The 14,317-nt window shown below is 68.2% G+C and carries 14 protein-coding genes; 6 read left to right on the top strand and 8 right to left on the bottom strand.

The window, feature by feature from the left end; genetic code table 11:
* Window positions 1–10: 10 nt before the first annotated feature.
* From NLX83_RS24935 to NLX83_RS24900, 8 genes are all read right to left on the bottom strand, one after another.
* Entirely contained in the window at window positions 11–1,387 is a 1,377-nt protein-coding gene (locus NLX83_RS24935; protein ID WP_254237581.1) for a tryptophanase, read from the bottom strand.
* 61 nt (window positions 1,388–1,448) lie between these two features.
* The gene (locus NLX83_RS24930; RefSeq protein WP_305884199.1) at window positions 1,449–2,540 is read right to left on the bottom strand and encodes a tryptophan dimethylallyltransferase family protein; all 1,092 of its coding nucleotides are present in this window, start codon (window positions 2,538–2,540) and stop codon (window positions 1,449–1,451) included.
* A 365-nt stretch (window positions 2,541–2,905) separates the two neighbouring features.
* A complete protein-coding gene (locus NLX83_RS24925) occupies window positions 2,906–3,511 on the bottom strand; it encodes a GTP-binding protein (protein ID WP_254237579.1) in 606 nt (201 codons plus the stop codon).
* On the bottom strand, window positions 3,492–3,863 hold the full coding sequence (locus tag NLX83_RS24920) for a DUF742 domain-containing protein (RefSeq protein ID WP_030431547.1): 372 nt from the start codon (window positions 3,861–3,863) through the stop codon (window positions 3,492–3,494). Before NLX83_RS24920 ends, NLX83_RS24925 begins: the two co-directional genes overlap by 20 nt.
* 4 nt (window positions 3,864–3,867) lie before the next feature.
* The gene (locus tag NLX83_RS24915) at window positions 3,868–4,299 is read right to left on the bottom strand and encodes a roadblock/LC7 domain-containing protein (RefSeq protein WP_030431546.1); all 432 of its coding nucleotides are present in this window, start codon (window positions 4,297–4,299) and stop codon (window positions 3,868–3,870) included.
* Between the two features lie 32 nt (window positions 4,300–4,331).
* Complete coding sequence (locus NLX83_RS24910; RefSeq protein ID WP_254237578.1) at window positions 4,332–6,938, bottom strand: nitrate- and nitrite sensing domain-containing protein; 2,607 nt, start codon at window positions 6,936–6,938, stop codon at window positions 4,332–4,334.
* Window positions 6,939–7,396: 458 nt separating this feature from the next.
* Entirely contained in the window at window positions 7,397–7,618 is a 222-nt protein-coding gene (locus tag NLX83_RS24905) for a hypothetical protein (RefSeq protein ID WP_254237577.1), read from the bottom strand.
* Between the two features lie 163 nt (window positions 7,619–7,781).
* Window positions 7,782–8,018, bottom strand: coding sequence for a hypothetical protein (locus NLX83_RS24900; RefSeq protein ID WP_254237576.1), 237 nt, complete (start codon window positions 8,016–8,018; stop codon window positions 7,782–7,784).
* Window positions 8,019–8,359: 341 nt separating this feature from the next.
* Between NLX83_RS24900 and NLX83_RS24895 the strand changes: the two genes are divergently transcribed.
* The 6 genes from NLX83_RS24895 (at window position 8,360) to NLX83_RS24870 (ending at window position 14,286) form a co-directional block, all read left to right on the top strand.
* Window positions 8,360–8,968, top strand: a complete 609-nt coding sequence (locus NLX83_RS24895; RefSeq protein WP_254237575.1) for an ANTAR domain-containing response regulator — start codon at window positions 8,360–8,362, stop codon at window positions 8,966–8,968.
* A gap of 228 nt (window positions 8,969–9,196) precedes the next feature.
* Entirely contained in the window at window positions 9,197–10,399 is a 1,203-nt protein-coding gene (locus NLX83_RS24890) for a branched-chain amino acid ABC transporter substrate-binding protein (RefSeq protein WP_254237574.1), read from the top strand.
* A 123-nt stretch (window positions 10,400–10,522) separates the two neighbouring features.
* Entirely contained in the window at window positions 10,523–11,512 is a 990-nt protein-coding gene (locus NLX83_RS24885) for a branched-chain amino acid ABC transporter permease (RefSeq protein ID WP_254237573.1), read from the top strand.
* Window positions 11,509–12,657, top strand: a complete 1,149-nt coding sequence (locus NLX83_RS24880) for a branched-chain amino acid ABC transporter permease (RefSeq protein WP_254237572.1) — start codon at window positions 11,509–11,511, stop codon at window positions 12,655–12,657. Before NLX83_RS24885 ends, NLX83_RS24880 begins: the two co-directional genes overlap by 4 nt.
* Entirely contained in the window at window positions 12,654–13,586 is a 933-nt protein-coding gene (locus tag NLX83_RS24875; protein ID WP_254237571.1) for an ABC transporter ATP-binding protein, read from the top strand. Before NLX83_RS24880 ends, NLX83_RS24875 begins: the two co-directional genes overlap by 4 nt.
* The gene (locus NLX83_RS24870) at window positions 13,573–14,286 is read left to right on the top strand and encodes an ABC transporter ATP-binding protein (protein ID WP_254237570.1); all 714 of its coding nucleotides are present in this window, start codon (window positions 13,573–13,575) and stop codon (window positions 14,284–14,286) included. Before NLX83_RS24875 ends, NLX83_RS24870 begins: the two co-directional genes overlap by 14 nt.
* The last annotated feature ends 31 nt before the right edge of the window (window positions 14,287–14,317 follow it).

Below are 14,317 nucleotides of genomic sequence, written 5' to 3'. Positions count from 1 at the left end.
GCAAACGGGTTCAGCTCGTGATCGGCTCAAGTCGGCAGTGGAAGGGACGGAGCACCTGCGGGTTCTTGGTGAGGCGGTAGCCGGGAACCCGCTCCGGGTGCTTCGCGATCTTCGCGAGCACCTCGCCGACGTACTCCAGGTGGGTCTGCGTGTAGACCCGCCTCGGCACCGCCAGCCGCACCAGCTCGTGGGGCGGGCTGTTGCGCACGGTGCCGTCGTCGTCGATCTCGGCGAGGTAGAGCGAACCCAGCTCGGCGCACCGGATCCCGCCCTGTAGGTAGAGCTCGCAGGCCAGCCCGTGCCCGGGGAACTGGTCGGGCCGCAGGTGCGGCAGCAGCCTGCCCGCGTTGAGGTAGAGGGCGTGGATACCGGGTGGACGCACGATCGTGACGCCCGCCGCGTCCACCACCTCCGCCAGGTACTCGGTCATCGACGCCCTGGCCCGCAGGTACAGCGGATCGGTGACCTCGGCCAGTCCCTGCGCCAGCATGTCCAGGTCCCGCCCGGTCATCCCGCCGTAGGTGAGGAAGCCCTCCGAGGCGATCACGTGCAGCTGGCAGATGTCGGCGAGCCGGTCGTCGTTGAACGCCAGCACCGCGCCGATGTGCGCGATCCCGTCCTTCTTCAGACTCGCGACGCACCCGTCGGCCAGCGCGAACATGGCCTGCGCGACCTGGCGGGGGGTGTGGTCCCGGTAGCCCTCCTCCCGCTGCGTCACCAGCCACGCGTTCTCCGCGAACCGGGCCGCGTCGAGGAACAGCGGCACCCCGAACTGCCTGCACAGCTCACGCGTGGCGATCAGGTTCGCCATGGACACCGGCTGCCCGCCGCCGCCGTTGTTGGTCACCGTCATCAGCACCAGGCCGACCCGTTCGCGCTCCGGCCCGGACAGCACCTCCCGCAGCGCGTCCAGGTCGATGTTGCCCTTGAACGGGGCCGGGCTGTCCAGGTCCGCGGCCTCCCGGCACGGCAGGTCCCTCGGCTCGCAGCCCAGCAGCGCGACGTTGGCCCTGGTGGTGTCGAAGTGGGTGTTGCTGACCGACATCTGGCCCGGCTTGAGCAGGGCGGTGAACAGGATGCGCTCGGCCGCCCTGCCCTGGTGCGCCGGGAGGATGTGCTCGTAGTTCATCAGGTCGCCGACCGCCTGCCGGAACCGGTGCCAGGACCGGGAACCCGCGTAGGTCTCGTCCCCGTCGATGCCCGCCGCCAGCTGCGCCGCCGAGACCGCGTTCGTCCCGGAGTCGGTGAGGAGGTCGATGGTGACCTCGTCAGCGCTCAGGTTGAACTGGTTGTAGCCGGCCCGTTCCATGGCCCGGCGCCGCTGTTCCGGGGTGGTGATCGGAATCGGCTCCACGACCTTGATCCGGTACGGCTCCATGATCGGCATGGGTGCGCTGCCCCTTCGTGGTTGCTGGCGGTGCTGGCTGGCGGGCGGACGGGGACAGCGGTCAGGAGACCAGGGCTGATCGCCGGGGCGGGCAGACCGCGAAGGCCTCGGTGGAGAGGTAGACGGTGAACCCCGGCTTGGGCCAGCCCAGGCGCAGCGACAGGTGCGGGATCATCCCGACCCCCTCGGTCAGCGGCCGCCGCGCGACCGCCTCCAGCGCCCGGTCCAGCAGCGCGGGGTCCAGGTCCATCCGCGTCATCAGCTCGGCGGCCCGGTTCCTGGCCTCCTCGTCGTTGTTGACGTAGTCCCGTATCGGCACGTACAGCGTGTAGACGCTGGGCCGGTCGGTGTCGCCCTCGACGAAGGAGTAGCTGGAGATCAGCGGCCGGTGCGCGAACAGCCCTGTGCCACCGCCGGAGACCCGGCAGAACTCCACCACCTGGTCGGGGTCCGCGTTGGGCACGGCCTCCGCGGCGCGGCGCACCGTGGGCTCCTCGGCCATGTGGTGCGAGACGTAGACCTTGACCCGGGGCCGCACGTGCTGCCGGAGGTCGAGGGTGAAGAAGGAGTAGCTGTCCAGGTGGTGCCCTCGCCTGCCGGCGTGGCGCAGGACCGTCTCGTAGGCGGCGGGGAAGCCCAGGCGCTGGAAGCCCTCGCGCACCAGCGCCGGAGCGTTGCAGTGCCCGCGCACCTCGGGATTGAAGTACAGCTTGAAAGAGGGCGGCGTGTTCGGCCGTAACACCAGGGAGTACCACATCGCGAATTTGCCCTGCGGGTCCTCCGGAAGAAAGAGGTCCTGAATGGCCGTGAACTGGTCCAGGGAGAAGTCCAGTCGGTTCGAGAGTGCCTGCAATATTCGTTTCGAGACTTCCATGTTGGCGAGGTTGCTGGGGTGCTCCGCCGTCGGCTCGATGAGGATCCGGATCGTCGGGGTGCCATCGGAGTCGAATGCCACGGAGAACTCGAACGGCGTCCGGTCGTCGGAGACGTCCGATCCCCACCGCGGATCATCGGAGATCGAGTTGTATCCGCCGGGGCCCAGAATTTCCTGAAAGAGTCTCGTCGCTTCGTCGCGCGGCCCTGGGAAATCCACTGCCCGACACAGCTCATTCAGTCGGACTGCAGCATAATCGCGCAAAGAAACAGAGCTCATGTCCCTCACCTGCCCCGATATTTGTCCAGCATGCCGCCCGCACAGCCAGTCAATCTACAGGGAGAAATGATCTTGCTTCTACCGCTTACTTGGTGATTGAGTGAGGAGCGGTAATGTTACACAGTGTACCGCCGTGCGGGTGAAGCGTCCTGGCGAAGCGGGAGTAGTACGCTATTCGAGTTAGTCGACCGGATGGCGGCGCTACTCCGCGTGGGATCACTCTGCAAGCAACTGGGCTACCGTCCTGCGGCAAACAGGGCTCAGGGCGACGGTCCGACCGGTGGACATCGTCACCCGGTGTGGTCGTCGCCCTGAGCTCAGTCGCGATCCGAACCCGCGCTCGAACACGCGGTACTACTCTGGTATTAGACTACTTCGTCCACCGACATGGGCGCTCGGCTCATTGCGTGCTCCACCAAGCTGACCAACGCCTGCTTGCTGGATTCGCGTTCCCGTGCATCGCACATGAGCACCGGAATATCCTCGCTCAGAGCTAATGCGCTGCGCACCTCGTCGACCTGGTATCGATACGCGTCGTCAAAACAGTTCACCGCGATAATGAACGGGATCTTCCGCCGCTCGAAGAAGTCGACCGACGGGAAGCTGCTGTCCAGCCGACGCGTGTCGACGAGCACGATCGCCCCGATGGCACCATTCGCCAGCTCGTCCCACATGAACCAGAAACGATTCTGGCCGGGGGTGCCGAAAAGGTACAACACGATTTCCGCGTTGATCGTGATGCGGCCGAAGTCCAGCGCCACCGTGGTGGTCGTCTTCTCCTCGACCCCGACCAGGTCGTCGACGTCGGTGCTCGCCTCGGTGAGCAGCTCCTCGGTGCTCAGCGGGGGTATCTCGCTCACCGAGCCGACCATCGTCGTCTTGCCGGCGCCGAAACCGCCCGCGACGAGGACCTTGACCGAGGTGGGGATGACCATCGCGGCTCCCTGGGCCTCAGATTCTACGGACACCATCAAGCACCGCCTGAAGTAGATTCCGGTCCGGCAGGTTGTTCGCCATCCGCGGCGCTCTCGCCACCACGTCCCCGCGTTCGATCAGGTCACTGAGCAGGACCTTCACCACGACCAGCGGGACATCGACGTACGCGGCGACCTCCGCGACCGATAACGGGGTGCGGCACAGCTCGATGACGGCTTGGTGCTCCGGACTCAGCGAGCCCGAGTCGTTCTCGGTCCACACCGTCACGACCTGGGTCGCCAGGTCGAGATCGGTGTTCCCGGGGCGAGTTCTGCCCCTGGTCATGGCGTACGGGCGGACCAGGGGACCTGCTGCCTCGTCGAACCATCGGTCATCTGGTTCGGACATCACATCACGCCCTCGACGCGCCGTTGGCCGCAGCCTGCTCTGACCGGGGAGCTGAACTCAGGTACACACCGACCTGCTTCACGAGCAGGTTCATCTCGTAGGCGATCATGCCGGCGTCGGCGTTCTCCTCGGCGAGCACCGCGAGGCAGGCGCCCCGCCCGGCGGCGGTGACGAAGAGGAACGCGTGCTCCATCTCGACGACGGTCTGCCGCACGGCGCCGCCGCCGAAGTGCCTGCCGGTACCGCGGGCCAGGCTCTGGAAGGCCGATGCCATCGCCGACAGGTGCTCGGAGTCGTCCTTGGACAGCGCCTTGGAACGCCCGATGAGCAGCCCGTCAGCGGAGAGCACCACCGCGTGCTGGACCCCGACCGTCCGGCTGACCAGCTCGTCGAGCAGCCAGTTCAGGTCGGTGTGCTGATTAGACTTCTCGCTCATGTGGGGGTGACCTTCTCCGTCTTCCACGTGGCTCATGACTCGAACGGACTGTCCGCGTTGCGGCCCTCACGGGTGCCCCGCTGGAAGGCGGACATGGTATTGCGGATCTCCTCTGCGGAGCGCTGGTGCTCAGCCAGGTCCTCGGCGATCTGGGGGACCGGTGCCGGTTCCGCCCGGAGCTGAGGCGCGAGGCTCTGCTGCGGCTTGCGCTGCGGTAACGCCGGGCGCGGCCTGACGTTATCCCCCATGCCCGCCCGGGGTGCTTCCGGAACGGGCGGCTCTGTCTGGCTATTGCCGGTATACACCGGAATGGGTCCGGTGTGGCTGTACCTCGGCGTCTCCACAGGGTGGCCGCTCCTGGGCTCGTCGACGATCGGATCGAGATCGGGTCCAGGCACCTCCCGCACGGCCTCGAAGCTGAGACCGCCGAGCAGGTTCAGCGGCCGCCCGCCGTCGGAGTCCTCGTCGCCGAGCGGCTCGGACCAGAAGCTCTCCAGGTCGGCGCCGAGCCGGGCCCCGGTGTCCACGGGGGCGGCGGAGTGCCGCTGGCGGTGGGCCGTGACCTGGTCCACCCCGGTCTGCTCGGTCCGGCTCTGCGGCGGGAACGGGGTGCCGTTGGGCGGCGTGTGCTGGTGCCGGGAAAGCCCGGGGTTGGTGCCCGGGCTCATGTCCTCCGAGCTCGCCTTGGACGCCAGCACCTCGTTGGGGATCAGGATGATCGCCCGGGTGCCGCCGTAGGGCGAGGTCCGCAGCTCCACCTTCACCCCGAGCCGGGAGGCCAGCCGCGCGACGACGAACAGGCCGAGCCGCGAGTCGCCCTTGAGCGCCATCGCGTCGAACTCCGGCGGGTCGCTGAGCATGGCGTTCGCCGCGGCCTGGTCCTCCTCGCTCATGCCGAGGCCGTGGTCCTCGACCTCGACGACGACGCCCTTGGCCGCCAGCGAGCCGTGCACCTGGACCTGGGAGCGGGGCGGGGAGAACGAGGTCGCGTTGTCGACCAGCTCGGCGACGAGGTGGATGGTGTCGGCGACCGCGGAACCGACGATCGCGGCCTCGGGCACCCGCTGCAGCCGGACCCGGACGTAGTGCTCGGTCTCGGAGATCGCCGCGCGCAGCACGTCCACCAGGCGGATCGGGTTGCGCCAGCGGCGGCCGGGCTGCTCGCCGCCGAGGATGATCAGGTTCTCGGCGTTGCGGCGGGCGCGGGTGGCGAGGTGGTCCAGCTGGAACAGGCCTTCCAGCTGCTCCGGGTCCTCCTCGTGGCGCTCCATCCGGTCCAGGATCTTCAGCTGCCGGTGCACCAGGCCCTGGTTGCGGTGCGCGATGCCGAGGAAGACGTTGTTGATACCTTCCCTGGCCTGCGCCTCCTTGACCGCGGCCGCGACGGCGGTGAGCTGCGCGGCGTTGAACGCGCTGGCCACCTGGCCGATCTCGTCCTTGCCGTAGTCCAGCTCTGGCACCTCGGTGGAGACCTTGACCGCGTCACCCTTGCGCAGCCGGTTGACCAGGTTCGGCAGCTTGCGGTGGGCCAGTTCCAGCGCCTCGTTGCGCAGGCTGGCCAGGCGCACGACCAGCGCCTTGTCGACGAGCTTGCGGGAGACCCGGCTGGCGATGACGATCGAGGCGATCGACAGGGCCAGCGCGATGATCGCGCCGATGGCCACGGTGATCAGCTTGGTGGTACCCGCCTGCAGCGCCGTCGCGGAGACGACGTCGGCCTGCTTGATGAGCAGGTTGGCCAGCTCGTCGGCCACCCGGGTGGTCACCTGCAGCCACTCGGTCTCGGTGATCGGGATCGCGCTCTGGGCGCCGCGCCCGTTGGTCCCGGACGACCGCACCCACGGGCCGTTGGTGATCAGGGCTGACTCGGCTGAGACCAGCTTCTTCCACGCATCGCTGTTGGTGAGCCGGGGGTAGATCTCCTGGACTTCTTTCCTGGCGTTCGGGATCGACTTGTCCAGCTCGGAGTGGTAGGCACCGACGAGCGAGGTGAACTGCAGGTGGTCCTCGGCGGAGAAGGCGGAGAGCGCGAACGCGCCGGTGACCAGGGAGCCCGCGCGGGACATGTAGTCGGAGGCCCGGACGAAGGAGAGGGCGTCCATCGCGCCCTGCACCGCGTACGGGTCCGGGACGATGCGGGCCTGCACGTTGAACAGCCGGTATCCGGCGTCGAGCAGGTTGTTGTAGATGGAGTAGACGTTTTCCTTGGTGGCGTCACCGCCCTCGATCCGGCTCCGGATGCCCGGCAGCTGGTCGATCACGGACAGGAGCTGGTTCGCCCCGTCCGCGACGTCGGGCGGCGCGTTCTTGATGAGCGGCGTCATCTCGGTCCGCATGACGCGCACGGCGTCATCGGTCGTCTGCTGCTGCGCGCGCAGCTCGGCGGTGCCCAGGGCCTTCCGGCCCAGGTAGGCCATGCTCAGCTGGCGTTCCTTCTGGGCGGAGGCGAGTGCGCTCACCGCGGGCAACGAGGCGTTGCGGACACCGAGCGCGACCTCGCGCACGTAGTACCCGTCGAAGACCAGGTACGACGAGGCGAGCACCCACATCACCAGCAGCGCGATACTGGGGATCATCACCGCGCCGGTCAGGCGGCTCCTGATCGACCCGTGACTCTTGTAATCGCTGTCCGTCTTCACGACGCTCCACAAACTCGTGTGCTATCCCCGGGGCCTGGGGCTGTGACAGGCTGGCGAAACGCCGTCCGGTGGGATGGAGGTGGTACCAGCGGAAATGCCTGCCCGGCGCTTCGGCCGTCCGGTGTAGGACACCGTGATAATGCCACCGTCTATTTCCCCACAATATTCAGCTGGAGATTGCCCTTCCAGTGCGAACAGGCCGTCGAAATGACGGGAACCGTAGCACAGGGTGATCGAGGGAGTACACCCTAGAGGGCTGGCCTGCTGGTGGATGCCGAAACGCCCTCGTTTTCACCGGAATGCGTAAACGCGTCACCCTATCAGCGGAAGTCGGAGCTGTGTAGGGAAGGCGGACCACTCGACCGGGTGGCAGTCGAAGCCTGGCCGGAACCCCCTGGCCGGACGTGCCGATGACCGCCGCCCCGAGGGGTCGACGGCCATCGTAGGACGTGCCGGGTTCAGTCGTTCGCGGGCCCGCGGTCAGCCTGGGTTTCCGCGCTGTCAACCGCATCCACGGCCGCCGCCCGCTCCGGGGCGAGGTCGGCGGTGGTGTACTTCGCCGCGACGAACAGCGCGGCGCCAACGGCACCGAGCGTGGTGACGGCGAGGGGGACGACCACGGAGACTCCGAGGGTCAGCGCCACGGCGATCGCCGACCTTTTTCTGCGCCTATCGGCCATCGGATGATCCTCCCTCCGGTGGAGCGGCAACGGCTCCTGCTGCCAATCCGGGATTGCCGCGGGAATCAGTGGTCAAACCACGTCGGCCGAACCTTCCCCGCGCGTTCCCGATCCATTTCCCTGACGGCCACCACCGGTTTCGCCGGTGCCGGTGGCCGGATCGCTAGAGCGCCCGATCGGCGCCCGCTGCCCTGTCTGTCGTTCCGGGGCCCTCGATCGTTTCCTCCGCGACCGGGTTCGGCCCGAAAGCGGGCGCGGGCTCGGGGCCGCTGTGCTTGGCGGCGACGAAGAGCGCGGCGCCCAGCGCGCCGAGGGTGGTGGCGACCGAAACCGTGACGGCGGCGAAGACGCCGACGATCGCGCCGATGACGGACCGCTTCCGGCGAGGCTTGTCGTTCATGGGTGGTCCTCCGTCCCGTTGAAAGGGATACCTCCTCTATAGCCGAGGGAACCCCGCGTTGTCAGCCGACTCCACTCGTTGTTCGCCCGGCGGTGACGAGCCTCTCGGCAGCCGGTCACCCACGGTCGCCCGAAGGGGAGACGGCGCGGCCGTCCCGGCATGGCGCCGCGGCACGGCACAGCCGGACCGTCCACCTCGGACCGGACCGAGTTCGTCCACTGTGGACGTTCGAGGGCCGGGGCATTTCGGCGCAACGTCACAGCGTCGTGCGCCGGTTCCGGTCACCGCCCGCGAGTAAACTGCGGACTCCGCCCGAGAACCCGACCTTCAGGAGGACCCCGGTGACCCAGCCGGCTACCGAGGCCCCCGAGGCCACGCCCGTCCAGCGCCGCGTCCTGGTCGCCGAGGACGAGGCCCTCATCCGCCTCGACCTGGTCGAGATGCTGCGCGAGGAGGGCTACGAGGTCGTCGGCGAGGCGGCCGACGGCGTCGAGGCCGTCGAGCTGGCCACCCAGCTGCGCCCGGACCTGGTCATCCTCGACGTGAAGATGCCGCGCAAGGACGGGATCGAGGCGGCGGCGGCCATCGCGGGCGAGCGCATCGCCCCGGTCGTCATCCTCACCGCGTTCAGCCAGCGCGACCTCGTCGAGCGCGCCCGCGACGCCGGGGCGATGGCCTACCTGGTCAAGCCCTTCGCCAAGCGGGACCTGGTGCCCGCCATCGAGCTCGCGGTGTCCCGCTTCGCCGAGCTGCAGGCGCTGGAGACCGAGGTCGCGGGGCTGACCGAGCGGCTGGAGACGCGCAAGGTGGTGGAGAAGGCCAAGGGCCTGCTGATGACCAAGCAGGGCCTGACCGAGTCCGAGGCCTTCCGCTGGATCCAGCGCACCGCCATGGACCGCCGGTCCACCATGAAGGCGGTTGCGGATGCGGTCGTCGAGAATATTGGTTGACCGGAAGTAACGGTCGTGTCACCCATCGGTGACAAATGTTCGCGGTTGCCAAACTATTGGCCGAGTCCGGTTGCTCTTCATCGTCACGATGTGGCTACGAGCGTCGCGGGGTTCTGTGCAATGCCGCTTTTCGGCAGTTAGCTTCCTGCCCTGACCACGCCCCTGATGGAACGGGGCTCACCACCAGGCAAACGTGCATTGTGGTGAATTGGGTTTACGGAGGTACGGGTGTCTGGGACACGACTCGTGCGAGCCCTGGCGACGACGGCAGTGGTGGCTCTGGCGATCGCAGGGTGCGGGGGAAACAGCAACGACACGACGGGCGGCGGCGGCACCAGCGGCGCCGCGGGCCCGACCAAGGCGGCCAACGCGGCCGACCCGCGCGGTGACGGCAAGGCGCAGTGCAGCAACGCCTCGCTGGCCTACATCGGCACCATCGCCGGTGACAACGCCGCGCTGGGCCTCGCGATCCTCAACGGCGCGCGCCTGGCCATCAAGCAGCACAACGCGGCCAACCCCGGCTGTCAGGTCAACCTGCGGGAGTTCGACTCCGAGGGTTCGCCGGACAAGGCCCCGGGCGTGGTCGCGCAGGCGGTGAACACCCCGGACATCCTCGGCGTGGTCGGGCTGCCGTTCTCCGGTGAGTCCAAGGCCGTCGGCAAGACCTTCGCCGACGCCGGACTGGTCACCATCAGCCCCTCGGCGACCAACCCGGGCCTGAGCAAGAACGGCTGGAAGACCTTCTTCCGCGCGCTGGGCAACGACGCCGTGCAGGGCCCGGCCGCGGCCAAGTTCATCACCAACGACCTCAAGGCGTCCAAGGTCTGCGTGATCCGGGACGACTCCGAGTACGGCAGCGGCCTGGCCGCCGCGGTCAAGGAGGCCCTCGGCAGCAAGGTCATCTGCGAGGACCAGGTCAAGAGCAAGCAGAAGGAGTTCGCGGCCACGGTCAGCAAGGTCGAGGCGGCCAAGCCGGACGCGATCTTCTACTCCGGCTACTACACCGAGGCCGCCCCGCTGGCGGACCAGCTGTTCAACAAGGGCGTGACCGCCAAGCTGGTCGCCCCGGACGGCACCAAGGACGACCAGTTCGTCAAGAACTCCGGCGACGCCGCCGAGGGCGCCTACTTCACCTGCCCGTGCGTGCCCGCTGACGAGTTCAAGGAGTTCACCGACGAGTACAAGAAGCTCGCGAACATGGACCCCTCGACCTACTCCGCCGAGGGCTACGACGCCGCGACGATCCTGCTCAAGGCGATCGACGGCGGCAAGAAGGACCGTGCGAGCGTGCTGGAGTTCGTCCGCACCTACGAGGGCCAGGGCCTGACCAAGAAGTTCAAGTGGGACGCCACCGGTGAGCTCACCGAGACGCCGGTCTGGTCCTACAAGGTCGAGGGCGGCAAGATCGTCAAGAACAAGCCGATCGGCTAACCGGCAGAGCCAGACACGACGGTTGTCGCACGGGGCACGGTCACGACGGGTCTCCCCCCGCCGTGACCGGCCCCGGCGCTTTGCACGGGAACGGGCAGATCAGTGATTGTTCAAGCTACGGCCATGCTCGCGCAGGCCGAGGACAGCTGGATCGACTTCAACGTCGGCCTCTTCCTCGACCAGTTCTGGAGCAACACGGTCGACGGACTCGCCTACGGCAGCATCTACGCCCTCATCGCACTGGGCTACACGCTGGTCTACGGCGTGCTGCGTCTGATCAACTTCGCGCACTCCGAAATCTTCATCACCGGCGCTTTCGGCGCCTATTTCGCGATGGAGGCCCTCGGCCTCAAACCGGGCCCGACGGCCCGCCTCGGCATACTGGAGATCATCGGATTCCTGTTGCTGATGATGGCGGTCGCCATGATCATTTCCGGGGTCTCCGCCGTCGTTCTGGAACGCGTCGCCTATCGGCCACTGCGGAAGCGCAACGCGCCGACCCTGGTTTTCTTGATCACCGCGGTCGGCGCCTCGTTCGTGATCCAGCAGCTGTTCTTCGTCAGCCGGGGTGCCAATCCGGAACCCGCGCTGCGGCTGATCCGGCCGACCGAGGTCTTCACGGTCTTCGGCGCCCGGGTGACCAACATCCAGCTCCTGGTGTTCGTCGCCGCGCTGCTGCTGCTCGTCGTCGCGGACCAGTTCATCAACCGCTCCCGGCTCGGCCGAGGGGTGCGCGCGGTCGCGCAGGACCCGGTCACCGCGACGCTGATGGGCGTCAACCGGGAACGCGTGATCATGCTGACGTTCCTCATCGGCGGTGTGCTCGCCGGTGCCGCCGCGGTCTTCTACCTCCTGCAGATCCCGCAGGGCGTGGTCTACAACGGCGGGTTCCTGCTGGGCATCAAGGCGTTCACCGCCGCGGTGCTCGGCGGTATCGGCAACCTGCGCGGCGCGCTGCTCGGCGGCCTGCTGCTCGGCGTGGTCGAGAACTACGGCCAGTCGCTGCTGGGCGGGGAGTGGCGGGACATCGTCGCCTTCGTGCTGCTGATCGTGATCCTGATGTTCCGGCCGACGGGAATCCTCGGCGAGTCCCTGGGGAAGGCACGGGTATGAACGCACACCAACAGGCACAGACGAGTGTGCGGGCGCCCTTCGGGCAGCGTGTGCGCGACTGGTGGAACGGGCTGAACCGGTTCCAGCAGTGGGGCGTGCTCATCCCGCTGGTGGTGCTGATCTACGCGCTGCCGATCCTCAACCCGCCGCTGCTGACCACCGAGCCGGGAACCGACTTCCAGATCGCCCTGTTCAACGCGGCGCGGTTCGCGCTGATCGCGATCGGGCTGAACGTGGTGGTCGGCCAGGCGGGCCTGCTGGACCTGGGCTACGTCGGCTTCTTCGCCGTCGGCGCCTACGTCGCGGCGATCCTGACCAGCCCGGACTCCGCGCTGCGGTGGGACTACCCGTGGATCGCGATCATCCCGGTCGCGGTGGTGGTCACGATGGCCACCGGAGTCCTGCTCGGCGCGCCGACGCTGCGCCTGCGCGGTGACTACCTGGCGATCGTGACGCTGGGCTTCGGCGAGATCGTCCGGCTGCTGGCCGACAACGTGACCCCGCTGCGCGGTCAGCGCGGGTTCCAGGACGTCGGGCGGCCGGAGGGGCTCAACGCCGACGGCACGGCGATCTTCAACTCCTCCGACGGCACGCCGTGGTACTGGCTGGTCGTCACGGTGATCATCATCATCCTGATCTTCGTGGGCAACCTGGAGCGCAGCCGGGTCGGCCGCGCGTGGGTGGCGATCCGGGAGGACGAGGACGCGGCCGAGATCATGGGCGTGCCCACGTTCAAGTTCAAGATCTGGGCCTTCACCATGGGCGCGGCGATCGGCGGCCTCTCCGGCGCGATCTACGCGGGTCAGATCGGCTTCGTCAACAACCAGAAGTTCGACGTAGTCACCTCCGTGCTGTTCCTCGCGGCGGTGGTGCTCGGCGGCTCCGGCAACAAGGTCGGGGTGATCCTGGGCGCGTTCGTGATCTCCTACGTGCCCGACCGGTTCCAGGCCATCGCCGAGTACAAGTACCTGATCTTCGGCCTGGCGCTGATCGTGCTGATGATCTTCCGCCCGCAGGGCCTGCTCGGCTCGCGGCAGCGGCTGCTGGCCAAGGGGCGGCAGGCGTACCGGAAACTGCTGGGCAGACCCGAGCAGATCGCCAAGGAGAGCGCGATGATCGACTCGGCGAAGGGGGTCCAGGGATGACGCACGCGGCTGAGAACGCACCCGAGCCCGAGGTGCCCGCCGAGGGCGGGCTCGTCGCCGAGCTGGAGCGGATGAGCCCGGAGGAGCGGGCGGCGCACGAGGCCGAGGTGGCCGAGGTCGTCGCACCCGACCGGGAGATCGCCGTCGAGGTGGGCGACACGCTGCTGGAGCTGGACGAGGTCACCATGGCCTTCGGCGGCCTGACCGCCATGGACTCGGTGAGCTTCCAGATCCGGCGCGGGGAGATCCTCGGGCTGATCGGGCCGAACGGGGCGGGCAAGACCACCTGCTTCAACGTGATGACCGGCGTCTACCGGCCCACCAGGGGGCGGGTGCTGCTGGAGGGCAAGCCCCTCGGGCGGTCCAAGCGCAACGCGATCACCCGGCTCGGCATCGCGCGGACCTTCCAGAACATCCGGCTCTTCGGCGAGATGACCGCGCTGGAGAACGTGGTCGTCGGCACCGACGCTCGGCACAAGACCAGCGTGCTCGGCGCGCTCCTGCGGCTTCCCCGGCACCACCGGGAGGAGCAGGCCGCGGTCGACAAGGCCATGGCGCTGCTGGAGTTCGTCGGCATCGCCGACCGGGCGGCGGACAAGGCCCGCAACCTGCCCTACGGCTACCAGCGGCGGCTGGAGATCGCCCGCGCGCTGGCCACCGAGCCGAAGCTGCTCTGCCTCGACGAACCGGCGGCCGGCTTCAACCCCGCGGAGAAGGAAGAGCTGATGGGGCTCATCCGCAAGATCCGCGACGACGGCTACACCGTCCTGCTGATCGAGCACGACATGAAGCTCGTCATGGGCGTGACCGACCGGATCGTGGTGCTGGAGTTCGGGAAGAAGATCGCCGAGGGGCTGCCCGCGGAGATCAGGGACAACCCCGCGGTGATCGCGGCCTACCTGGGGGTGCCCGACGATGGCGCTGCTTGAGCTGAACAAGATGTGCGTGCACTACGGGCGCATCCAGGCGCTGTCCGACATCACGCTGCACGTGGAGGAAGGCGAGATCGTCTCGCTGATCGGCGCCAACGGTGCCGGCAAGACCACCACGATGCGGGCGGTCTCGGGCATCCGCCCGCTCTCCGGCGGGTCGGTGGTCTTCGACGGCCAGGACATCAGCAAGCTGCGCGCCGACCTGCGCGTGGTGCGCGGGATCTCGCAGTCGCCCGAGGGCCGGGGCGTGTTCCCCGGCATGACGGTGCTGGAGAACCTGGAGATGGGCTGCTACACCCGCAAGGACCGCGCGGCCATCGCCGAGGACTTCGAGCGGGTCTTCGACCTGTTCCCCCGGCTCGCCGAGCGGAAGTCGCAGGTGGGCGGCACCATGTCCGGCGGTGAGCAGCAGATGGTGGCGATCGGGCGGGCGCTGATGGCCCGGCCGCGGCTGCTGCTGCTCGACGAGCCGTCGATGGGCCTGGCGCCGCAGTTCATCCAGCAGATCTTCCGGATCGTCAAGGAGATCAACGAGCAGGGCACCACGGTGCTGCTGGTGGAGCAGAACGCCCAGCAGGCGCTCAGCCGGGCGCACCGGGGATACGTGCTGGAGACCGGCCGCGTGGTGAAGACGGGAACCGGCGCGGAGCTGCTCGCCGACCCGTCGATCAAGGAGGCCTACCTCGGCGTCGCCTGAGGCCGTCCCCGTGAACGGGCACTGTCCACTT

The sequence above is a fragment of the Allokutzneria sp. A3M-2-11 16 genome, from assembly GCF_024213555.1.
Lineage (GTDB): Bacteria > Actinomycetota > Actinomycetes > Mycobacteriales > Pseudonocardiaceae > Allokutzneria.
The sequence above is the reverse complement of the archived record's forward strand: the minus strand, read 5'-3'. Positions and strand labels throughout refer to the sequence as shown.